This is a genomic window from Mesorhizobium sp. M1027 (genome assembly GCF_040318745.1).
Lineage (GTDB): Bacteria > Pseudomonadota > Alphaproteobacteria > Rhizobiales > Rhizobiaceae > Mesorhizobium.
This window is the reverse complement of the sequence record NZ_JAMYMW010000001.1, coordinates 135,494-157,117: the sequence shown is the minus strand read 5'-3', so window position 1 is coordinate 157,117 and position 21,624 is coordinate 135,494. Positions and strand designations below refer to the sequence as shown.

Annotated in this window: 18 protein-coding genes; 10 read left to right on the top strand and 8 right to left on the bottom strand. The window is 63.9% G+C overall.

The features are described 5' to 3' along the window. The first annotated feature begins 141 nt into the window (after nucleotides 1–141). The 4 genes from NKH50_RS00675 (at nucleotide 142) to NKH50_RS00660 (ending at nucleotide 1,959) form a co-directional block, all read left to right on the top strand. On the top strand, nucleotides 142–825 hold the full coding sequence (locus tag NKH50_RS00675) for a TetR/AcrR family transcriptional regulator (protein WP_352875996.1): 684 nt from the start codon (nucleotides 142–144) through the stop codon (nucleotides 823–825). A gap of 134 nt (nucleotides 826–959) precedes the next feature. After that, nucleotides 960–1,496: an SspB family protein gene (locus NKH50_RS00670; RefSeq protein WP_352875993.1), complete on the top strand. Its 537-nt coding sequence runs from the start codon at nucleotides 960–962 to the stop codon at nucleotides 1,494–1,496. 18 nt (nucleotides 1,497–1,514) lie between these two features. Beyond that, complete coding sequence (locus NKH50_RS00665; protein WP_352739953.1) at nucleotides 1,515–1,718, top strand: DUF4169 family protein; 204 nt, start codon at nucleotides 1,515–1,517, stop codon at nucleotides 1,716–1,718. A gap of 19 nt (nucleotides 1,719–1,737) precedes the next feature. After that, nucleotides 1,738–1,959, top strand: coding sequence for a ribbon-helix-helix domain-containing protein (locus tag NKH50_RS00660; RefSeq protein WP_254818946.1), 222 nt, complete (start codon nucleotides 1,738–1,740; stop codon nucleotides 1,957–1,959). A gap of 3 nt (nucleotides 1,960–1,962) precedes the next feature. Here NKH50_RS00660 and NKH50_RS00655 read toward each other — a convergent pair whose 3' ends face one another. Then, nucleotides 1,963–3,756 (bottom strand): chloride channel protein, encoded by a 1,794-nt coding sequence (locus NKH50_RS00655; RefSeq protein WP_352875989.1) that lies wholly within the window; start codon nucleotides 3,754–3,756, stop codon nucleotides 1,963–1,965. A gap of 153 nt (nucleotides 3,757–3,909) precedes the next feature. Between NKH50_RS00655 and NKH50_RS00650 the strand changes: the two genes are divergently transcribed. Next, a complete protein-coding gene (locus tag NKH50_RS00650) occupies nucleotides 3,910–4,347 on the top strand; it encodes a MarR family winged helix-turn-helix transcriptional regulator (RefSeq protein ID WP_352622738.1) in 438 nt (145 codons plus the stop codon). Nucleotides 4,348–4,358: 11 nt separating this feature from the next. Here the strand turns inward: NKH50_RS00650 and NKH50_RS00645 are convergent, their stop codons facing one another. Then, entirely contained in the window at nucleotides 4,359–8,417 is a 4,059-nt protein-coding gene (locus tag NKH50_RS00645; RefSeq protein ID WP_352875986.1) for an AsmA family protein, read from the bottom strand. A 96-nt stretch (nucleotides 8,418–8,513) separates the two neighbouring features. Beyond that, entirely contained in the window at nucleotides 8,514–9,929 is a 1,416-nt protein-coding gene (locus NKH50_RS00640; RefSeq protein WP_352687622.1) for an FAD-binding oxidoreductase, read from the bottom strand. Nucleotides 9,930–10,048: 119 nt separating this feature from the next. Here NKH50_RS00640 and NKH50_RS00635 point away from each other — a divergent pair, with 119 nt between their 5' ends. Continuing rightward, entirely contained in the window at nucleotides 10,049–10,534 is a 486-nt protein-coding gene (locus NKH50_RS00635) for a thioesterase family protein (RefSeq protein ID WP_352687620.1), read from the top strand. Between the two features lie 164 nt (nucleotides 10,535–10,698). Beyond that, nucleotides 10,699–10,896 (top strand): hypothetical protein, encoded by a 198-nt coding sequence (locus tag NKH50_RS00630; protein ID WP_352466944.1) that lies wholly within the window; start codon nucleotides 10,699–10,701, stop codon nucleotides 10,894–10,896. Nucleotides 10,897–11,149: 253 nt separating this feature from the next. Here NKH50_RS00630 and NKH50_RS00625 read toward each other — a convergent pair whose 3' ends face one another. Beyond that, nucleotides 11,150–11,629 carry an Lrp/AsnC family transcriptional regulator gene (locus tag NKH50_RS00625; RefSeq protein WP_352687656.1) on the bottom strand — a complete coding sequence of 160 codons (480 nt, stop codon included), beginning with the start codon at nucleotides 11,627–11,629 and terminating at the stop codon, nucleotides 11,150–11,152. A 90-nt stretch (nucleotides 11,630–11,719) separates the two neighbouring features. Between NKH50_RS00625 and NKH50_RS00620 the strand changes: the two genes are divergently transcribed. Beyond that, nucleotides 11,720–12,628 (top strand): EamA family transporter, encoded by a 909-nt coding sequence (locus NKH50_RS00620; RefSeq protein WP_352687619.1) that lies wholly within the window; start codon nucleotides 11,720–11,722, stop codon nucleotides 12,626–12,628. Here the strand turns inward: NKH50_RS00620 and NKH50_RS00615 are convergent, their stop codons facing one another. After that, a complete protein-coding gene (locus tag NKH50_RS00615; protein WP_352875981.1) occupies nucleotides 12,629–13,528 on the bottom strand; it encodes a dienelactone hydrolase family protein in 900 nt (299 codons plus the stop codon). A 429-nt stretch (nucleotides 13,529–13,957) separates the two neighbouring features. Between NKH50_RS00615 and NKH50_RS00610 the strand changes: the two genes are divergently transcribed. Further along, nucleotides 13,958–14,389: a hypothetical protein gene (locus tag NKH50_RS00610; RefSeq protein WP_254818955.1), complete on the top strand. Its 432-nt coding sequence runs from the start codon at nucleotides 13,958–13,960 to the stop codon at nucleotides 14,387–14,389. Between the two features lie 10 nt (nucleotides 14,390–14,399). On the opposite strand, the gene NKH50_RS00605 is transcribed toward NKH50_RS00610, so the two are convergent. Beyond that, complete coding sequence (locus NKH50_RS00605; RefSeq protein WP_352875978.1) at nucleotides 14,400–16,712, bottom strand: glucose/quinate/shikimate family membrane-bound PQQ-dependent dehydrogenase; 2,313 nt, start codon at nucleotides 16,710–16,712, stop codon at nucleotides 14,400–14,402. Between the two features lie 253 nt (nucleotides 16,713–16,965). Between NKH50_RS00605 and NKH50_RS00600 the strand changes: the two genes are divergently transcribed. Continuing rightward, nucleotides 16,966–19,689, top strand: coding sequence for an ATP-dependent helicase (locus tag NKH50_RS00600; protein WP_352875976.1), 2,724 nt, complete (start codon nucleotides 16,966–16,968; stop codon nucleotides 19,687–19,689). 9 nt (nucleotides 19,690–19,698) lie between these two features. On the opposite strand, the gene NKH50_RS00595 is transcribed toward NKH50_RS00600, so the two are convergent. After that, on the bottom strand, nucleotides 19,699–20,748 hold the full coding sequence (locus NKH50_RS00595) for an ABC transporter permease (protein ID WP_352875973.1): 1,050 nt from the start codon (nucleotides 20,746–20,748) through the stop codon (nucleotides 19,699–19,701). Further along, entirely contained in the window at nucleotides 20,745–21,542 is a 798-nt protein-coding gene (locus NKH50_RS00590) for an ATP-binding cassette domain-containing protein (protein WP_352875970.1), read from the bottom strand. Before NKH50_RS00590 ends, NKH50_RS00595 begins: the two co-directional genes overlap by 4 nt. Nucleotides 21,543–21,624: the final 82 nt, after the last annotated feature.

Here is a 21,624-nt window from a genome sequence, read left to right as displayed (position 1 = left end):
TGCCGCCGAGGACCGGCGCGTAACCCTAGGACGTTCCATCCCATGGAGTTCCGACTCTTCTGCGGAACGAAACTCCCTTCGTGCAGTCCACAAATTTAGACAGGCTTGTCTAATTCGTCAACCACCTCTATATAGTTTTGCATGAAGGCCAACGTTTCTCCTGACATTTTCCCGCCACGGGGCCATGAGGCCAAGCGGATGTCGATTGTCGATGCCGCCACCTCGGTCTTCTGCCGCGAAAGCTTCGCCGGTGCCAATATCGACATGATTGCCGCCGAAGCCGGCGTCTCCCGCCAGACCATCTACAATCATCACGGCGACAAGGAAAAACTCTTCGTTGCCATCGTCCGCGACCTCACCGAACGTTGCAACGCCGGCATCTTTGCCACGATTTCCACTTTTCCCGATCAGCCGAAGGATCTCGAGGCCGACCTCATCGCTTTTGCTGTGCGGATGAATCACAACTGCATCTGCAACCGCGACGGCAAATTCCTGCGCAAGCTGATCCAGACCGAGGGCGGGCGCTATCCCGAGTTGTTCGCCGAATGGCGCGAAGAAGGACCGGGCAGGACATGGCCGGCGATCGCCGCCCGCTTCGCCCGCCTCGCTCATGCCGGCTTCCTTGATATCGATGATCCCGACGTCGCAGCGCGCCAGTTCATGGCGCTTGCCAATGCCGAGTTGCAGACGACGTTCATGCTCGGCGGCACACCGACCGAGGACGAGGTGGTGCAGTCGGCGACAAATGGCGTGCGCGCCTTCCTGCGCGCCTTCGGCAAGCGGCGGCCTGTGGCTGGTAAACAGGGCGCGCTCGCCAGCGCTTGACGATCAAAGCCGTTTGACGATCAAATCGTCGCCGATGGGCTTCGCTTCCGCACGCAGGCGATCTATATCCGGTTTACGCCGCGCTCAAGCTTGATTACAGCTATCAGGACGATTCAACGGAACCCGACAGCCACATGGCCGACGACCACATCCGCTACGACATTCTGGCCCAGGAGGCGTTGCGCGGCGTCATGCGCAAGGTCCTGGCCGAGGTCGCGCGCACCGGTCTCCCGGGCAACCATCACTTCTTCATCACCTTTCTCACCGGCGCTCCGGGCGTGCGCGTGTCGTCACGGTTGCGCGAGCGCTATCCCGAACAGATGACCATCGTCATCCAGTTCCAGTATTGGGACCTGAAGGTGAGCGACACCGGCTTCGAAGTCGGGCTGTCGTTTTCCGACGTGCCGGAGAAACTGGAAATCCCGTTCTCGGCAGTGCGCGGCTTTTACGATCCATCCGTCAACTTCGAGCTCGAATTCGACGTCAAGACCGATACCCCGGCGGAACAGGAGACAAAGACCAAGCCTGCTCCCGAGCCGCTGGCCATCGTCGCCGAGAAAAAGCCTGAGACGAAGAAGAAAAACGCTGAGGTGGAAAAGAAGCCTGCCGCGGCGGACGCCGGTGCCAAGGGCGCCGACGTGGTGTCGCTCGACGCCTTCCGCAAGAAATGACCCGACGGGCGGCGTGACATGGCCGAGATCGTCAATCTCCGTCAGGCACGCAAGCAGAAGGCGCGAACCGAGAAGGAGCGCCTGGCCGAGCAAAACCGGGCGCTGCATGGCCGTTCCAAAACCAGCCGGGATCGCGACCGCCTGATCGCCGACAAGGCCGATAAGTTCGTCGCCGGCCATCGCCGCGAAAAATCGGGCGATTCGGACAAATCCGATGCTTGAATGTGAATAGGATCGTCGCGTGAGCCCGGTCGAAAAGCGCTCGGTCACGATTCGCGGCCACCGCACCAGCTATTCGCTCGAAAAGCCTTTTTACGACGACCTGATCGCTATTGCGGCCGTGCGAAAACTGACGCTCGCCGCCCTTGTCGCCGAAATCGACGAGAGCCGCCCGCGCGATGCGAACCTCTCCTCGGCGCTCAGGCTCTATGTGCTGGATTGGGCCAAGCGCGGCAAGTTTTAGCCTTCAGGCAACGCTATCCTGTTTCCTGCGCCGGATACGGAAGCCCAGCAAAGCCGAGCGGTCGCGTTCTTCGGCCTGTTTCTTCGATCTGACGCGCATCAGGTCCTTCCAGCCGACATAGCCCACCAGCCGGGCATTTTCTCGCGTGACGACCGGCAAATGGGACACGTTCGCCATCAGCAGCTTGTCGGAGAGACCCTCGAGATACTCATCCGGATAGGCCAGCGTGACCTTGCTGCCGGCCAGCAGTTCGCCAAGCGTCGTCGTGCGGTGCTTGCCGGCGCGCCTCCAGCGCAGGATCGCCGGCGGGTCGATGACGCCGAGCACGTGGCCCTCTTCATCGACGACCGGAAAGCTCGGATGCCGTGTCTCGGGCGCCGTCAGGAACGCTGCCGCGCCGTGCAGCGTCATTGTCGCCGGCACACTCTCGACCTCGCTGGTCATCACCTCGCGCACCTTGGTCAGGGCGAACGGATCGACACGGTATTCACGAACCATGTGATGCCCTCGCCGTGCGATTTTTTCGGTGAGGATCGAACGCTTCATCAACAGCACGGTCACCGCATGCGCAGTGGCAGTTGCCGCGATCAGCGGCACCAGGACATGGGTGTTGCCGGTCAGTTCGACCGCAAAGAAGGTGGCGGTTAGCGGCGCACGCATGGTGCCGCCCATCGTCGCCGCCATCGCCAGCAGCGCCCAGAAGCCCGGATCGGCGGCCGGCAGGAAGCCGGCGAGGACCGCGCCCATCGCCCCGCCCATGATCAGCAGCGGCGCCAGCACACCTCCCGACGTTCCCGAGCCGAGTGCGACCGACCAGATGATCGCCTTCACCACCAGCAGGGTGAGCGCAGCGGTCGCTATGGTGCGGCCATCCAGCATGTCGGCGATATTGTCATAGCCGACGCCGAGCGCCTGCGGCTCGATCAGCCCGCCAATGCCGACCACCAGGCCGCCGAGCATCGGCCACCACATCCAGTGGATGGGCAGCTTCTGGAAACCGTCCTCGCAGGCATAGACCATCTGGGTCAGGAACCCCGATAGCAGCCCGGCTGCCATGCCGACCAGCACCCAGCCGGCAAGGCCTGGAAATGAAACCTCCATGCCGCCCTGAAACGGGAAGATCGGCCCCGGCAGATGCAGCATGGTGCGCTCGACCTCGGCAATAACCGCGGCGACCGCTACGGGAATGAAGCTGCGCGGCGTCCATTCGAAGAGCAGCAATTCCACCGCAAGCATGATGGCAGCGATCGGTGTTCCGAACACGGTGGTCATGCCGGCCGCCGCACCCGCCACCAGCAGCGTCTTGCGTTCATTGTCGCTGACCGGCAGCATCTGCGCGATCAGCGAGCCGATGGCGCCGCCGGTCATGATGATAGGCCCTTCCGCGCCGAATGGCCCACCGGTGCCGATCGAGACTGCCGACGACAACGGCTTCAGGATCGCCACCTTGGCGTCGAGCCGCGAGCGTCCGAGCAGGATCGCCTCGATGGCTTCGGGAATGCCATGGCCGCGAATCTTTTCGCTTCCGAAGCGAGCCATCACACCGATGATCAATGCCCCGATGACCGGAACAAATACCGAGGCATAGCCAAGCGGCGTATCCTGCAGTTTCAGGTCGGCGAGCGTGAACTGGCCAAAATAGGCGATGTTCGTGGCAAGCCGGATCAGCTTCAAAAGGGCAATGCCGGCAAACAGCCCCACCGTCGCCACCACCACCGCTATGCCGGCAATGAGCAGCACCCGGGCATCGGTGGTAAAATCGCGCAGATGGCCGGGGTTGGCGTGATCGGACTTCATTTGCAAACCTTGCTTTCTGGCGGCGTGCCGACTTGCGGATGGGTCGCTGGCCGTGCCACCGATGATGGCGGGCACGAGCCATGTTGGTGCGCTCTGTATCGTAACACGATATAAATGTTCAAGGCCGTTTGCGGCTTTGTCGGAAAGGATTCGATGGCAGACACTTCGAAGCCACAAAAGCGCGGCGCAACGATCGGGCCGGCCGATTACCAGAGGCTGTCCGAATTTCGTTACCTGATCCGCCGCTTTCTCGAATTCAGCCAGATCCAGGCGCAGGAAGCCGGCCTGACACCACGCCAGCATCAGGCCCTGCTTGCAATCAAAGGGTTTCCCGGCGGAGGGCCGGTGACTATTGGCGACCTCGCGGAGCGCCTGCGCATCCGCCATCACAGCGCAGTGGAATTGGTCAACCGTCTTTGCGAAGCCGGGCTCGTCGCGAGGGACCACGACGAGGAGGACCACCGCCGCGTGCTGCTGCGGCTGACCGAGCGCGCCGACGACAGTCTCGCCGATCTGTCAGCCGCTCATCTCGACGAACTCGGGCGGATCGAGCCGATGCTCAAGCGCTTGCTTGCTGGACGCGACACATAAGGGATGCGCCGTCACCCGCCATTCAGCGATTTTAGCAAATCGTCGATCGACGAGGGATCGAACTTGAGCTTTGGCGGGGGCTGCACTGGCGGTGGCACGTTATTTGTGGCCGGTGGCGCCCGTTCCGCTCGCTCCGCCGCGGCCTTGCGTTCGGCGTCGAGCCTTGCCTTCTCTTCCGAGGCGATCCGCAACGCCTCTTCCGCCCTCTGGCGTTGCTGTTCTTCGGCCTGCGCTGCTTCCTCGGCAGCCTGTTGCGCCGCCTTGGCTTTGGCTTCGGCATCCGCTTTGGCCTTTGCAGCCGCCTCGGCTTTCACCCTCGCCTCGGCTTCGGCCTTCGCCGCTGCATCCGCCTTCGCCTTGGCTTCGGCCTGCGCCCTGGCCTCCGCTTCGGCTTGGGCCTGCGCCTCAGCTTCGGCCTTTGCCCTGGCGTCCGCTTCGGCCTTTGCCTTGGCTTCAGCCTGCGCCCTCGCCTCCGCTTCGGCTTGGGCCTGAGCCTCGGCTTCGGCCTTTGCCCTGGCGTCGGCCTCAGCCTTCAGCCGCGCCGCTTCCTCCTCCTGCTTGCGCCGTTCCGCCGCCGCTCTTTCACGCTCGGTTTGCAGGGCAGCGTAGTAGCGCACCTCACGCCGCAGCCTTTGTTTCTCGAGCAGTGCGGCTTGCATGGCTTCGACTCGCTGCTGCTCCTTTTCCAGCGCACGCTGGGTCAGGAACTGGGCCAGCGGCTCGCTGTCGAACTGCCGTTTGGTGGCGCCGAACGGACCGTCGACCCTGAAATTCAAAATCGGTTCGGAGCCGACCAGCGCCTCATCGCCGGGCCGATAGGCGATCTCGCCCTTGGCATCGACGGTGCTGGTGTTCAGATCGGCGGTGATGTCGGCGGACAGCGTCGCGCCCGGGCTTTCCAATTTGACCGGCGGCGCCCTCAGCGTGCCGCCGGCGATGGTGAAGGCAATATCGGTGTCCTGCGCCGGAAAACTGCCCGCCGCGGCGATCTGCGGCACAAAGCCGGCAGTCTTCGACGCGTCGATATCGCGCCCGATCGCGTCGGCCTTGGCAATAAATGCGCCAAAGGCATCGGGATTAAAGCCGGCAATAGTCATACCCTTCAGCGTCGCCGTGCCGGAACCGGACAGCGCCGCGACCATCGCGTCGACCGATTTGCCGCTGGTCGAAAGCGCCGTCGAGAAATCGCCGCTTCCGCTGATGCCGGCCTCCGGCAGCACAGCTGTCAAATCGGAGCCGGCGAGTTTCATCTGACCGGAGAAAAGCCCGGTGCCGTCATTGTTCTTGAGCTCGAACAGGCCACTCAACTCGCCCCCGAGGAATTTTGCCTTGAGGTCGGAAACACGGATGCCCTCCTGGTCGAGCTGCAGCGAAAGCGCAGCGTCATAGGCGGTGGCAAGCGGGCCAGCGGCAAGCGACGCCGCCGTCAGATCGAGATCGGCGGTAAATGGCAGACTGGATTTCTGGCTGAACGGTGCCGTCGGCCAGGTCCTGTCATTGACAAGGAAAGCCTGGTCGCCGAACAGCATCACCGCCATCGGATCGAGGTCCAGCTCGTCCAGCGACAGCGCGCCGGCAAGATGCGGCAGTCCCTCTTTGATGTCGATATTTACGTCACCGGAAACCGCCGCTTCGTTGACGGCGCCGCTGAGCCCGCTCAGCACCAGGAGACCATTGCCGTAGTCGGCATCGGCAGCAAGCGACGTCGACATGCCGGTCTCCATGCCGGGCAGGCCGACGCCGGTCGTCATCAGCCATGGCGAGATGTCGGCTGTTTCAAGGCTGACCTTGCCCTTGGCGGCCGCGCCCTGAGGCGTGTCGGCAATTGTCCCGTCGAAACCAGCTTTGAAGTCATTGCCGGCCAGGCTGAATCGTGTCGCCAGGCCGCCGCCAAGCGTGCCTTTGGCCGAGACGTCGGTGGTCGCCTCGCCGAGCATGCCGAGCGGCAGCGCCGGCAGACCGTAAAGCGCCAGAAGCGCGGTGGCGTCGGCGTTCCTTGCGTTGAAGGTCAGCGTCACCGGCGCTTCGAGAGGCCGGTCGAGCGCCCCTTTGCCGGACAACGACGCCGAAAAGGCCGAGCCACCGGCCTTGCCCTGTGCGCTCATGGCCAGTCCGGTCGTACCATCGCCATTGTCTGCGGCACTCGTGACCGCGTCGATACGCGCATCCTGGAACAGCTCGGGATAGGCAGCAGCGCGCTCCGCCAGCCACTTCAGCACCGCATTATCTGGATAATGCTGGACGGCGACGTCGATCAGCGGCTTGAGGTCGACGGCGACCACCGAGGCGTCGAGCTTGCCGGTCGGGCTCGCCGGGAAATCCTTGATCCGGCCGGTGGCGCTGATCGAGGCGCCGGCAAGTCCGCCGACCGACAGGCGGTCGATCTCAAGCAGCCCCTCACGCAATCTAAGTGAAGTATCGACGCTATCGGCGGTCAAGCCGCCGGCGCTGACCGGCCCGGCCTTGATCTGGAAATCGAGGTCGCGATCGGAAAAGCGGTTGGCGCCCTTGTCGCTGACGAAGATCGAGGCGAAGGCAGCGAGCCCATCGACGTCGAGTTCGCCACCTTCGAGTTGCATCAGCACCGATGGACGGGTTTCGTCGGGCTGGTTGGAATCGATGCGGCCGGAGAACTTCGCCTTGCCGAGGATGAGTTCGAGATCGCTGAAGGCCTGGTGTTTTTCGCTCAAATCCACCTTGGCCTTGAAGCCCGCGGCCGGCAAACGGCGGATCGCCTCGTCGACGTCCTTCGACAGCCAGGCGGCAAAGCCGGAGGGCTGCGCCACCGCCAGAAGCAGCGATCCGGTAAAACCGAAATGGTCCTCGACGCTGACCAAGCCATTGGCTTCCAGCTTGGCGCGGCCGGGCAGCGTGGCGGCCAGCAATTTTACCGCCCAGCCGCCTTCGGCCGGCTCGGCGGACAGATGCACGTCGCGAACCGTGGTGTCGCCTGCGACCACCGCCGGCAGTTTCACCTCGACCTTGCCCGGTATGGTCGGCTTCGGCAGATCGAGCAGCGCCTGCTCGAGCGCCGCCACCCGTTCGGACAGCGTCAATCCGGCCCCGGCCGCCGCCCCGACGGCCTCGTCGAACTGCACCTGCGCGCCATTGGCCTCGATAGAGAAATGCGGCTTCAGCCCAAGGTCGACCGCAGCCTTGCCGTCGGCGGTGTAGGGATTGTCGAGCGGCCCGGTCTCGAAGCGGAATTCGTCGACGCCGAGCTTCTGGTGGTCGAGCGAAAACTTGCCGTTCAGCCTGAAGCCCGGGTCCGGTTTGCCGGCGCTGACCTTCAGCGCCTCGCCGCCGGTGCCGCGCGGCCGCGCCGCGGTCCGGTCTGCGCCCGATATCTTGAACTGGCCCGAATAGACGGCGGCCCCCTCGACGAGGCCCACATTGCCGTCGGTCTCGATGACCAGCGGATAGGCATCCGGATCGGCCTTGAGCCTGAGCCGCATTTGCCCGTCCGGTTCGGCCTTGCCGGTAGAAGCGGCGATCGTGGTCCGCAACCCGTCCAGCAACAATGAGCCGTCCAGCCGCCAGGGGCCGGCCAGCGACTTGGCCGAGATCGTTGAGTTGATCTCGGAAATAAGATGGCTGCGCCCGCCGGCGGCGTGGCTGAGCGCGATCTGTCCTTCCGTCACCGTCAGCTTCTCGATGGAAATCTGACCGGGATCGAAGGGCGAGGATGGCCGTATCGTCCAGTCGACCGTGCCGTCGGCGGCGATGTCGATCGTCGCCTTCGGCCGCACCAGCCGCATGTCGAAGATCAGCACTTCACCGCGCAGGAATGGCGCGAGTTCTGCATCCATCGAAAAGGTTTCGACCGTCATCGCCGGCTGGCCGTTGGGGCCACCGGCAACGGCGACGTTGGAAAAGGTCACCGAGGGAAACGGCAACAGCCTTGCCGTCGCATCGCCTTGCACAGTCACCTTGCGGCCGAGGACGGCACTCGCCTCGCGCTCGAAATCGGCACGGTAACCCGTCCAGTCGACAAAGTACGGCACCACCAGCGCCGCACACAGCACCAGCACAAGAAGCCCACCGAAGATCACGAACAGGCGTGCGAGCATGAGCTCCTGGATAGTTTTGGTTGAAAGTCAGTGGCACTCTACCCGCATCAGCGTGTCGATAAAGAGGCAAATGGGGGCACGGCAGCGGCCTGAAGGTCAGCCCTTTCCAGGCAATATCTTGCCGGGGTTCATTATATTCAGCGGGTCGAGCGCCTGCTTGATCGTGCGCATGATGTCGACGCCATGGCCAAGCTCGTGCCGCAGGAAGCCGATCTTGCCTTGCCCTATGCCATGCTCGCCGGTGCAGGTGCCGTCCATCGCGATAGCGCGCATGTTGAGCCGCGCCACGAATTTTTCCGCCAGCGCGATCTCCTTCGGATCGTCCACGTCCATCAGCACCAGCACATGGAAATTGCCGTCGCCGGCATGGCCGACGATCGGCGCGATCAGGCCCATCTCGGCGATATCCGCCTCGGTCTCGGTGACACATTCGGCAAAGCGCGAGATCGGCACGCAGACATCGGTCGACAGGCCCTTGGCACCCGGCCGCAGCGTCAGCGACGACCAGTAGGCATCGTGCCTGGCCTTCCACAATTTCGTCCGCTCTTCGGCGACGCTGGTCCATTGGAACGGACCGCCGCCATTTTCCTCGGCGATCATGCCGAAGGTTTCGGCCTGCTCGGCGACGCCGGCATCGCTGCCGTGGAACTCGACGAACAGGCACGGGCTCTCCGGATAATCAAGCTTTGAATAGGTCTTCATCGCCCGCATCTGCAGCGCGTTGACCAATTCGATGCGCGCCACCGGAATGCCCATCTGGATGGTCGCGATCACCGCATTGCACGCCGCCTCGACACTGGGGAACGGGCAGACGCCGCCCGAAATCGCCTGCGGAATGCCCTGCAGCTTCAACGTCAGCTGAGTGATGATGCCGAGCGTGCCTTCCGAGCCGATCAGCAGCCGTGTCAGATCGTAGCCGGCCGAGCTTTTCTTGGCGCGCTTGCCGGTCGTCACTGCTTCACCGTCGGCCATCACCGCAGTCAGCGACAGGACGTTTTCGCGCATCGTGCCGTAGCGCACGGCGTTGGTGCCCGAGGCCCGCGTCGCCGCCATGCCGCCGAGCGAAGCGTTGGCGCCCGGATCGATCGGAAAGAACAGGCCGGTGTCGCGCAGGTGCCGGTTCAGATCCTCGCGCGTCACACCGGGCTCGACGGTGCAATCGAGGTCCTGCGGATTGACCGCTATGACCCGGTTCATCCGTGACGTATCGAGGGAGATGCCCCCGCCCGGCGCGTTGGTGTGGCCTTCCAGCGAAGACCCGATGCCGAAGGCGATCACCGGCACGCGATGTGCCGCGCACGCGCGCACGATCTCCTGCACCTCCTGCGTGGTCTCGGCAAAGGCGACCCCGTCCGGCGCCTGCGTCGGAATATAGGTCGTGGTGTGCGCGTGCTGGGCGCGGATCGCCTGGCCGGTCTGGAATCGCTCGCCGAGCTGCTGCTTCAGGATGCCGAGCACGGCGGCGATGCCTTCTTCGTTGCGCTCGACCGGATTGAGGTCGCTTAGAGCCATCGATTCCTCCGCGAATGGACCAGCGTCCACCCTTGTTCTGCATCTAGGGATGCGTAGTCTCACCAACCACGCTCTGTCCAGTCCACGCTCATCCCGGCATGACGAGAAGGAAGTTTCCAATGCCCATCCCCGCCCCTTTCGTCTCTCGCGCCATGGACATCGAGGAGGCCTGGATCGACTACAACGGCCATCTCAACATGGCCTATTACAACGTGCTGTTCGACCGGTGCTCCGACGAAGCCTTCGAGATGATGGGGATGGGGCCGGATTATGTGAAAGAACGGCGGCTGACCATCTACACCGCGGAAGTCCATGTCTGCTACGTCCAGGAATTGCATCTCGACCACAAGGTCACAGTCTCGTTCCAGTTGCTGGACCATGACGAGAAGCGGCTGAGGGCCTACCAGGAAATCCGCCATCTCGACGGCTGGCTCGCCGCCACCTCCGAAACGCTGTCGCTGCATGTCGACATGGCTGGCCCGAGGGTCGCGCCCTTCCCCGCTGACGTCCTGGCCAGGGTGGAAGCGATGCGCGCCGCCCATGCTGCCCTGCCGATGCCGGAGCGCGCCGGCCGCTCGATCGGTATTCGTCGTAAGCCGGCTTGAACCAAGAGAGCGCTTGAACCACTGGCCAACCGCCGTTAACCTTACCGAGGTTTTAACGTGAACAAGCCGAATTGAGACGTTGAACGACTCAGCGCGGCGTTGGAAAACCATCCGCATCGAATTGCGATACGGGCGGCGGAGCAGCAGCGGTTCGGGGAACGTGCATGAAAACCGACATCAAGGTCGAGGCGGACAGGCTGGCGGCTGATCCACGCATCACCGACTATGATTTCTGGCGCTCGCTGAAGAACCTCAACAACGAGATCTTCCACATCGCCAACAACAACGAGCCGATTCCCTTCGCCATGATCCGCTGGCGCGCCATCCTGAAGCAGGCGCGGATCAAACGCGGCCACGCCTGAACGGTGCGGGAAGAAACAGACCGGCCGTCCGGTTTGTATTTCTGGTTGCGCTGCCCTTCATCCGGCTGCCGCCACCTTCTCAGCTTATAGTGACGGGGAAAAGGGTTGGCCGCAGCCTCGGCGCTCTTTCAGCAAACGCTGGCAATTGACGAAACCATTGATGACAGCGTCCGAGAAGTGCCCGCAGGGCGATGAAGGGGCGGCGCGACGTTTCGAGTTAAGCGGACGACGTGCTGACGAACGACCCCAAGCATCAAAGCTGGCGCTTCACCGCCCCCAGCGGCGAGCGCGGCACCACCGGCGACGACTGGATGATCGCCGTGTTGGTCATCGCATGGGGTATGATCCGGTCGATCACTCGCTCGAGCTCGGCCACCGAGGCGACATGCGCCAGCGCGATGAAGCAGTCCTCACCAGTGACCCGGTCGCATTGGGCGATTTCCGGCAGGTCGCGGATGATTTCGGCCACGACGGCGAGTTGCCCCGGCACCGGCCTGATGCGCAGCCATGCCGACAGCTTCATGCCCAGCGCGGCCGGATTGATGCGCACCGTATAGGCCTCGATCACACCGCTTTCCTGCAGCCGCTTGATGCGCTCGGCCACGCTCGGCGCCGACAGGCCGACCGATCGCGCCAGTTCGGCGGTGCTGGTGCGCGCGTCCTTTTCCAGCAGGCGCAGGATTTTCAGATCCGCCGGGCCCAGATCGGTATTTTCATTTCGAAGGCGTTTCAGCGGAATACTCCTTGATTTCGGAAAGCAAATAGCCGCAATGACCGGCCATCATCCATATCAATGGCAAAAATCGCCTGCGATACTGATCCCATGCAAGATCGGACGCAAGCCCCCGCAGCAAGTCCGGCACTCGCCGGCCCCGCCTTTACCTTGGCAAACGCGGTCCCGCCGCATCTCTGGTTCGGCGTCAGCGCCGTGTTCCACTATCTCGGACCGGCCTTCGCGGTGCTGCTGTTCCCGCATGTCGGCGTGCTCGGCATGGCTTGGCTGCGCATCGCCACCGCGGCACTCGTCTTTGCCCCGTTGACCCGGCCATGGGCGGTCTTCGCCCGCGCCGATCGCTCGACGCGGTTGTTGCTTCTGGCCTTCGGCGTCTGCCTTGGCGTGATGAATTGCTCGTTTTACCTGGCGCTCGACCGGCTGCCGATCTCGCTGGTGGCGGCGATCGAATTCGTCGGCACTATCGGCGTTGCGCTTGTTGGCCTCAGAAGCCCGCGCAATCTCGCCGCCCTCGCAATCGCTGTCGCCGGCACCCTGTTGCTGATCGACGTCAAATGGTCGAGCGATCCCGTCGGTCTGTTCTGGGCCTTTCTCAACGGCACGCTGTTCGTTGGCTACATCGTGCTCGGCCACCGCGTCGCGCGCGGCGGCGCCGGCGATGGCATCGTCGGGCTGGGTGCCGCCATGGCGGTCGCCCTTCTCGTCGTTCTGCCGATCGGTTTCGCCGATGCTCTGCCGGCTTTCTCGGCGCCGCCGCTGCTGCTTGCGGCGGTCGGCGTCGGCATCTGCTCGTCGGTCATCCCCTATATATGCGACCAGCTTGCCATGTCGCGGCTGCCGCGCTCCAGCTTCGCGCTGATGCTGTCTTTGCTGCCGGTCACCGCGACGTTGATCGGCGTCATTGTGCTGCGGCAGGTGCCGAGCCTCACCGACTGCATCGGCATCGCGCTGGTGGTGGCCGGCGTCGCCCTTCACAAACCGGCGCCGGCGCCCACCTGATCAGGCCAGCTTCTCCTTGAGGAAAGCGATCGTCCGGCCCCAGGCGAGGTCAGCCGCCTTCTTGTCGTAGCGGGCCGCCGACGTATCGTTGTTGAAGGCATGGTTGGCGCCTTCATAGACATAGACCGAGTATTCGACATGAGCCGCGTCGAGTGCCTTCTTGAAGGCATCGATGCCGGCATTGGTGCGGGTGTCGAGGCCGGCATAATGCAGCATGAGCGCGGCCTTGATCTTCGGCACGTCCTCGGCCTTTGGCTGCATGCCGTAATAGGCGACGGCGGCGGCGAGGTCCGGCGCGTTGACGGCCAGCATGTTCACCGTGCCGCCGCCCCAGCAGAAGCCGACGGCGCCGACCTTGCCGTTGCCGTCCTTGTAGCCTTTGAGGTAGGCGACAGTTGCGACGGCATTGGCGGCGACCTGTGCTGGATCGAGCTGGGAAAACAGGTCACGTGCCCTGTTTTCATCGTCCGGCGTGCCGCCGAGCGGTGTCATGAAGTCCGGCGCAAGCGCCACGAACCCTTCCAGCGCAACGCGCCGCGCCACGTCGCGAATATGCGGGTTGAGACCCCTGTTCTCGTGCACCACGATGACGGTGCCAAGCTTGCCGGTCTGGTCCGCCGGCCTGACCAGATAGCCCTTCATCTCGCCAGTGCTGCCGGGATAGCTGATGTCCTCGCCTTTCACACGCGGATCGTCTTCCGCCACGATTGCCGCCTGGGCCGAGTTCGCCGCCAGCAGCGGCGCGATCGCGGCAGCTGCCGCACCCGATCCGGCAAGCCTGGTCAACTGCTCCATGAAGCGCCGCCGGTCGAGCGTCAGATGGGTGTATTCGTCATAGGCATCGATCATCGCCTGGGTAATGACAGGCTCGGCGGCAGTGGGTCCGGCAGGTGTTGTCATGGCTTGCTCCTCGCCCCCCCGCGGCAACATAGAGCCGAAGCTTGCCTGGTCCAGTCACGGCTGAGTGAGGCTGCCATAAGTCCCTGCACGAGGGCCGTGATGCCGCGCGCCGCACTGTCGTTAAATTTTGGTCCTTTGTGGCAATGCTAAATGCACGCACCACGATGTAAAAAGAAGTTACCGGGCTATGCCTCATTCGGGCCATCTGGCGAACGAGAATGGCCATTTGGCGGGAAAAGAATGCGTGATTGAGACGAAGGAATACGCCCATGACCTTTCCCTCCCCGCTTCTGGCAAGTGGGTTCGCCCTCGCCGCCATGGCTTTGCTGGCGCTTCGGTTCACTGCCTTCCCCGCCTTCAAACGATCGTTGATCAAGATCCGCGTCAACCGGCACCCGCCCGCAAACACCAAAGGTCTGAGGAAAGATCATGGACGTTCAGGACATCATCAACACCGTCTCCCAGAAATCCGGTCTCAACCAGGCTTTGACGGAAAAGATCGCCGGCACGATTTTCTCGGTGCTTGAACACGAGGCGGAAGGCACGACCCTGTCCAGCTTCTTTGCCAAAATCCCGGGAGCCGACGCCCTGGCCAAGCAATATGATGTCATGGCTCCCGGCGCGGCTTCCGGTGGTGGCCTCCTGTCCTCGCTGGAGGGCGCGCTCGGCGGCGCTCTCGGCGAAAAGACCGGCGCGCTGATCAACGGCGTCGCCATACTCAAGGCATCAGGCCTTACGCTCGCACAGATCAGTCAGGCCGGCACGATGCTGGTCCAGCAGGCCGAGGCAGCCGCCGGCCCGCAGCTAACCAATGAGGTCCTTGCATCGGTACCCGACCTGAAAGGGCATCTCGGGCTCTGAAGGAACTTCTCTATTTCGGCAGCGTATAGGCCATTACATAATCGCCCGGCTTGGTGCCGACCGAGCCGTGGCCGCCGGCAACGATGACGACGAACTGGCGTCCGTCGGCTACCGTGTAGGTCATGGGTGTCGACTGCCCGCCGGCAGGCAGCCGCGCCTGCCAGAGCTGTTTGCCGGTCGTCAGGTCATAGGCGCGCACATAGTCGTCGACCGCCGCACCGAGGAAGGCGACGCCGCCGGCAGTGATCATCGGCCCGCCAATGCCGGGCACGCCGACCTTGAACGGCAGCGGCAGCGGCGTCATGTCGTAGACGGTGCCGTTGCGATGCTTGTAGACGATCTTGCCGGTCCGAAGGTCGGCACCCGCCACATAGCCCCAGGGCGGCGCCTGGCAGGGAATGCCGAGCGGCGACAGGAACGGCTTCAATATCACTGCGTAAGGCGCACCCTCATTGCGGTTCAGGCCTTGTTCGCTGCCCTTGGTGTCACCGGGCGGCGGCACGTCGGCGCGCGGCACCAGTTTGGAGATGAACGCCAGGTATGTCGGCATGCCGAACATCACCTGCCGGACCGGATCGACTGCCACACCGCCCCAGTTGAAGGTGCCGAAATTTCCGGGGTAGATCAGCGAGCCCTGCAGCGATGGCGGGGTATAGCGGCCCTCATAGCGCAACTTCCGAAGCTCGATCCGGCAGGCCAGCTGGTCGAACATGGTAATGCCCCACATGTCGGCGCCGGTCAGCGGTTTCGGACTGAAGCTCAGGTCCGAGAACGGCTGCGTCGGCGAGGTATGGTCGCCCTCGATCGCGCCGCCGGGTGCCGGCACTTCCTTGACCGGAACGATCGGTTCGCCACTGCGCCGGTCGAGAATATAGAGGTCGCCCTGCTTGGTCGGCCCGACCAGCGCCGGCACCACGCCACTTTCCGTGGTGATGTCGACCAGCGTCGGCTGCGCCGGCACATCCATGTCCCAGAGATCGTGATGCACGGTCTGCCGCACCCAGCGCAATTGTCCGCTGTTGAGATCGAGCGCGGTGATCGACGAGGAGAATTTCTCGTCATTGGCGCTGCGCCCGGCGCCGAGCTGGTCCGGCGTCTTGTTGCCGAGCGGCACATAAAGCAGGCCGAGCTTTTCGTCGGCGCTTGCCGTCGACCACATGTTGGGCGAGTTGTTGGTGTAGGTCTGGCCCGGCGGCAGCGGCGTTGTCTGGTCTGGATTGCCGGAATCCCAGTTCCACAACAGCGCGCCTGTGTCGGCATCGTAGGCACGGATGACCCCGGACGGCTCCTGCGTCGAATAATTGTCGTTGACCGCGCCGCCGACGATGATCTTGTTGGCGACGATCAGCGGCGCCGAGGTCGAATAATAATAGCCGGGCTTCGGATATGGCATGTTGGCTAGCAGGTTCAGCGTGCCACCCTCGGCAAATGTGGGGCAGACTTGGCCATTCGCCGCATCGAGGGCGATCAGCCGGGCGTCGGATGTCGGCAGATAGATGCGTGTGGCGCAGGGCTGGCCGGCGGCGATCTTGGCGTCGGCATAATAGGACACGCCGCGGCAGGTCTGGTGCTGGCGGTCCTTGTTGAGCTTGACCTGTGGATCGAAGTGCCATTTCTCCTTGCCGCTCGCGGCATCGATGGCGATGGCGAAATTATGCGGCGTGCAGATGTAGAGCGTGTCGGCAATCTTCAGCGGCGTCACCTGATAGGTCGTCTCGCCGATGTCGTCGGGCCCTTTCACGTCGCCGGTTTGATAGGTCCAGGCCGGCTGCAGATTGGCGACGTTTTCCGGGGTGATCTGGTCGAGCGGCGAATAGCGCTGGCCATAGGGCGTACGGCCGTAATAGTGCCATTCGCCGGGCGGCACATTGCCGCCGAGATCGGCCGTCGGCGTCACCTTGTCGGTGTTGAGTTCACCCGTAATATCCTTTGGATCGACCGTCATCGAATAACCGGCGACAGCAAGCGATGCCAGCACGGCGAGGATAAGCGGTGCGCGTCCGTCGGGACCGGTAAGCCCGCGCCGCGCCCATGGCGTCAGCAGCCATAGCGCGACAAGCACGATGATGCCGCCGCGCGGGCCGAGCTCCCACCAGTCGAAGCCGATCTCCCAGACCGCCCAGGCGAGCGTGCCGAGCACGATCGCCGCGTAGAGCCACAGCGCGGTGGATCTGCGCCTGTAGAGCAGCCAGGCCGCGACAAGGAAAGCTAGACCGGCGATGACGTAATACCAGCTGCCGCCCAGCGTCACGAGCCAGATGCCGCCGCCGCCAAGCGCCAGGCCGATGAGGAAAAGGATCAGGGAGGTGATGACCACAGCCAAGACGGTGCTCCTTCGACTGGTGCGCTCCGCGACGCGTCCATGGGCAACCCGGCATTGCGCTCCTGCCCCGAGCACAACTTTCTCCGGCCCGCCTCCCCTGTCAAGCAAGCTCGGCGTTTTGCGGCGCCAGCCCGTCGCAAGCCCGGCGTTTTGGTTAGCAGACCTATTCAGATTGTGAGTCTACCGACTGGACAGAGAACAAAACGGAGACGCTTCTGGCCTTTCGCTGCCGAATCACTACATTCGGGGAGAGATGTCCGGCTTTTCGGAAGACATGCCCTTTTTTGACGAACCGAACGCGCGGCCTGTGGCCCCGTCGGGCATTGCCGCGCGCGCCATGGCTGCCCGCAGCAACCAGAACAACGCGCCCGATTATCTCAACGGCCTCAACCCCGAGCAGCGGCTGGCGGTGGAAACCACCGAAGGCCCGGTGCTGGTGCTGGCCGGCGCCGGCACCGGCAAGACGCGGGTGCTCACCACCCGCATCGCCCACATCCTTGCCACCGGCAAAGCCTTCCCTTCGCAGATCCTCGCCGTCACCTTCACCAACAAGGCGGCGCGCGAGATGAAGCAGCGCATCGGCCTGTTGATCGGCGAAGGCAATGTCGAGGGCATGCCGTGGCTCGGCACCTTCCATTCGATCGGCGTCAAACTGCTGCGCCGGCACGCCGAGCTGGCCGGGCTCAAATCCGACTTCACCATTCTCGACACCGACGACGTGGTGCGCCTGATCAAGCAGCTGATCCAGGCCGAAGGGCTGGACGACAAGCGCTGGCCGGCCAAGCAGTTCGCTCAGATGATCGACGGCTGGAAGAACAAGGGCCTCGGTCCCGCCGACATCCCCGAGGGCGATGCCCGTGCCTTCGCCAACGGCAAGGGCCGCGAGCTCTACAAAGCCTATCAGGAGCGGCTGCAAACGCTGAACGCTTGCGACTTCGGCGATCTATTGTGCCACCCGATCCGCATCTTCCGCGCCAATCCGGACGTGCTGAAGGAATACCACAAGCGCTTCCGCTACATCCTCGTTGACGAGTATCAGGACACCAACACCGCGCAATACATGTGGCTGCGGCTGCTGGCGCAGCGGCCGCAATCCTCCCCCCTTGAGGGGGAGGTGCCCGCGAAGCGGGCGGAGGGGGTTGCCGCAGAAGGCACCGCTAGAGCGTCGAGCACTGCCGCCGGTAGGTCGAGCACTGCCGCACGGACCCCACCCGACCGGGCTTCGCCCGGCCACCCTCCCCTCAAGGGGGAGGGAAGCCCGCGCCTGTCCACCGTAAATATCTGCTGCGTCGGCGACGACGACCAGTCGATCTATGGCTGGCGCGGCGCCGAGGTCGACAATATCCTGCGCTTCGACAAGGATTTTCCTGGCGCCACCATCATCAGGCTGGAGCGCAACTACCGCTCGACCGCGCACATCCTCGGCACCGCCTCCCACCTCATCGCCCACAATGAGGGCCGTTTCGGCAAGACGCTGTTCACCGAAAAGATCGCCGAGGACGACGAGAAGGTGCATGTCCACGCCGCCTGGGATTCCGAGGAGGAGGCCCGCGCCGTCGGCGAGACGATCGAGGCCTACCAGCGCCAGAAGCACAATTTGAACGATATGGCGATTCTCGTCCGCGCCTCCTTCCAGATGCGCGAATTCGAGGACCGCTTCGTCACGCTCGGCCTCAATTACCGCGTCATCGGCGGCCCGCGCTTTTATGAGCGGCTCGAGATACGCGATGCGCTGGCCTTCTTCCGCGTCGTCGCGCAAGGCGCCGACGACCTCGCTTTCGAGCGCATCGTCAACGTGCCGAAACGCGGGCTCGGCGAGGCCACCATCCGACAGATCCACGACACCGCACGTGCGCTGCGCATCCCGATGCTGGAGGCGGCGGCAAAACTTGCCGAGAGCGACGAGCTGAAGCCCAAGCCGCGCGCGGCACTGCGCGAGGTATCGGCCAATTTCGAGCGCTGGCAGAAGGCGCTGGAAACCACGCCGCACACCGAGCTCGCCGAGACCATTCTCGAGGAGAGCGGCTACACCGACATGTGGAAGAACGACCGTTCGATCGAAGCGCCCGGTCGGCTCGAGAACTTAAAAGAACTGATCCGCTCCATGGAGGAGTATGAATCGCTGCGCTCCTTCCTCGAACATGTCGCCTTGGTGATGGACGCCGAGCAGAACGCCGAGCTCGATGCCGTCAACATCATGACGCTGCATTCGGCCAAGGGCCTGGAATTCGAAACCGTGTTCCTGCCCGGCTGGGAGGAAGGCCTGTTCCCGCACCAACGGTCACTGGACGAAGGCGGCCGCTCCGGGCTGGAGGAAGAGCGCCGCCTCGCCTATGTCGGGCTGACCCGCGCCAAGAAGAACCTGCACATCTGGTTCGTCTCCAACCGCCGCATCCGCGGTCTGTGGCAATCGACCATTCCCTCACGCTTCCTCGAAGAACTGCCGGAAGCCCATGTCGAAGCTTCCGAGAGCGGCAACAGCTACGGCGGTTACGGCAATTCCTACGGCGGCGGCTCGTTCGCCTCCGGTCGCGGCGGCCAAGGGGCAGGCAGGCAGAACCCCTATGGGGCGTCGCGCTTCGACAACATAGGCGGCAATTCCGGCGCCGAGAAATCCGGCGCTTTCTCCAGCACCTATGCGACGCCGGGCTGGCAGCGCGCTCAGGCGAACCGCACCGAGGCGACCGACCGCAATTGGGGCACCCGCTCCGGCCACCAGGTCGAGCGCATCGGCTATGGCGAAACCGACTCCGGCTACGGCGCCGGCCGCACCTCGGTCAAGGGCCGCACCATCGACGGCGAGCTGGTCGCCAAATCCGTCGCCGACACGCCATCCCCCTTCAGCGTCGGCGACCGCGTCTTCCACCAGAAATTCGGCAACGGCAACATTGCCGCCATCGAAGGCAACAAGCTGACCATCGACTTCGACAAGGCCGGCCAGAAACGCGTGCTGGACGGGTTTGTGACGGGGGTTTGAGGTCGCCGGTCACCGATACCGCGCCTGGTTCCACTTGTGGCCGAGCAGCGACAGGATGATGATCAGGCCATTGAAGAACTGGACGTAGAAGCCGCTCAGGCCTGCCGCGACGACGCCGGTCTGGATGAAAGAGACCGTGACCGCGCCGATCGCGCCGCCGACCACCGTGCCGATGCCGCCCCAGGTCGGCGTGCCGCCGACGAACACCGATGCCAGCACCGGCAGCAGGTATCCGTCGCCAGCCGTCGGCCACCAGGTGAAGTTGATCATCACCGAAAACGTGCCGGCGATCGCAGCGCCAATGCCGACGAAGACGAACACTTTTACCCGCACGCGCTTGACGTCAATGCCCATCTGCTGGGCGCTGTCGGGATTGTCGCCGACCACCTTGACCTGCGCGCCGAAGCGATGGCGGTTGTAGAGCAGCGCCGACAGCACGACGAAGCCGATGGCCCAGAAGATCTGCACCGGAATGCCATAAAGCTGGCTGGAGAAGATCTTGTAGGCCCAGCTGTCGGCAAGGCCGGTCAGTGCCGTCGACCTGCCCTCGTTGATGATCTGGATCAGGCCGCGCAGCAGGAAATTCATGCCGAGTGTGGCGATCAGCGACGACAACCCGCCATAGACGACCAGGGAGCCGACCAGGAAGCCGAGCAGCATGCCGGTGACGATTGCGGCGGCGATGCCGAGGAACGGGTCGTAGCCGGCCTGCACGACCAGCGCAAACACCCATGAGGCGAAGCCCATCGTCGCCGGAAACGACAGGTCGATCTCGCCGCAGGTGACGACGAAAACCAGCGGCACAACTACGAACAACGCCACCGGCAGCGTGGTCAGCACGGAACTGTAGAGATACCAGGTGGTGAAGACCGCCGGATTGGCGATCATGAACACCGCCATCATAACGATGAACACGGCCAACGTGCCGAGTGCGGCGCGGTTGTCGAGGATGAACCCGCGCAGCCAATTGTCGGACGGGTGTCGCCACTCTTTCCCGGCGGCTTCGCCATGCGTGCCGCCGAGGGGGCTCTGCAGATCGGGTTCCATGGTCTTGCTCATCGTGCCGCCCTCCCGGCGTCGCCCGCGTCGTGCAACCCCGGCAACCCGCTGGGGTGGGCGACGTCTTCCATAAAGTTGATCAGGTCTTCGGCCGACTTGACCTCGCTGCGGTCGGCGGTGAGCGCGACCTTGCCGCGGTCGAGCACCACGAAGCGATCGGCGATATCAAAGACGTGGTGAATATTGTGGCCGATGAACAGGATCGAGCGCCCGCTCGCCCGCACCTGGCGCACGAAGTGGAAGACCTTGGCGGTCTCGGTCAGCGATAGCGCGGTCGTCGGTTCGTCGAGGACTATCAGCTCCGCCTTCTTATAGATGGCCCGTGCGATCGCCACGCCCTGGCGTTCGCCGCCCGAGAGCTGGCCGACGATCGACTGTGGCGTGAATACTTTCGAGGTGAAGCCGATCTCGCGCATCAGCCGGCTCGCCTCCGCGACCTCCTTGTTGACCTTCAGCCAGCCAAGCCAGCCGGTGAGTTCGCGGCCCATGAAGATATTGCGCACGATCGTCTGCTGCACGGCGAGGGCCCGGTCCTGGAACACCGTTTCGATGCCGGCGTCGCGCGAGCGCGCAGGGTTCCATCCGGTCACCGGCTTGCCGCGGACGAGAATCTCGCCGCTGGTCGGTTTGACCACGCCGGACAGGATCTTGATCAGCGTCGACTTGCCGGCGCCATTATCGCCGATCAGGCCGACCACCTCGCCGCGATCGACGCTGAGATTGACCCCGCCCAGCGCATAGACCTGGCCATAGGACTTACTGATGTCGCGCAGTTCGATGATGCGTTCCGCCATGGCGATCCTCGCTTGATTGTCGCGTGCCGGCCTTTTCGCCGGCGGTCCCGCCGGCCGGGCTCGATCCCGGCCGGCGGCTTGG

Bases quoted from the DNA above. Each gene is read 5' to 3' on its own strand.
- NKH50_RS00675 (WP_352875996.1), top strand. From the start codon at position 142: ATGAAGGCCAACGTTTCTCCTGACATTTTCCCGCCACGGGGCCATGAG.
- NKH50_RS00670 (WP_352875993.1), top strand. From the start codon at position 960: ATGGCCGACGACCACATCCGCTACGACATTCTGGCCCAGGAGGCGTTG.
- NKH50_RS00665 (WP_352739953.1), top strand. From the start codon at position 1,515: ATGGCCGAGATCGTCAATCTCCGTCAGGCACGCAAGCAGAAGGCGCGA.
- NKH50_RS00655 (WP_352875989.1), bottom strand. From the start codon at position 3,756: ATGAAGTCCGATCACGCCAACCCCGGCCATCTGCGCGATTTTACCACC.
- NKH50_RS00650 (WP_352622738.1), top strand. From the start codon at position 3,910: ATGGCAGACACTTCGAAGCCACAAAAGCGCGGCGCAACGATCGGGCCG.
- NKH50_RS00645 (WP_352875986.1), bottom strand. From the start codon at position 8,417: ATGCTCGCACGCCTGTTCGTGATCTTCGGTGGGCTTCTTGTGCTGGTG.
- NKH50_RS00640 (WP_352687622.1), bottom strand. From the start codon at position 9,929: ATGGCTCTAAGCGACCTCAATCCGGTCGAGCGCAACGAAGAAGGCATC.
- NKH50_RS00635 (WP_352687620.1), top strand. From the start codon at position 10,049: ATGCCCATCCCCGCCCCTTTCGTCTCTCGCGCCATGGACATCGAGGAG.
- NKH50_RS00630 (WP_352466944.1), top strand. From the start codon at position 10,699: ATGAAAACCGACATCAAGGTCGAGGCGGACAGGCTGGCGGCTGATCCA.
- NKH50_RS00620 (WP_352687619.1), top strand. From the start codon at position 11,720: ATGCAAGATCGGACGCAAGCCCCCGCAGCAAGTCCGGCACTCGCCGGC.
- NKH50_RS00615 (WP_352875981.1), bottom strand. From the start codon at position 13,528: ATGACAACACCTGCCGGACCCACTGCCGCCGAGCCTGTCATTACCCAG.
- NKH50_RS00610 (WP_254818955.1), top strand. From the start codon at position 13,958: ATGGACGTTCAGGACATCATCAACACCGTCTCCCAGAAATCCGGTCTC.
- NKH50_RS00600 (WP_352875976.1), top strand. From the start codon at position 16,966: ATGTCCGGCTTTTCGGAAGACATGCCCTTTTTTGACGAACCGAACGCG.
- NKH50_RS00595 (WP_352875973.1), bottom strand. From the start codon at position 20,748: ATGAGCAAGACCATGGAACCCGATCTGCAGAGCCCCCTCGGCGGCACG.
- NKH50_RS00590 (WP_352875970.1), bottom strand. From the start codon at position 21,542: ATGGCGGAACGCATCATCGAACTGCGCGACATCAGTAAGTCCTATGGC.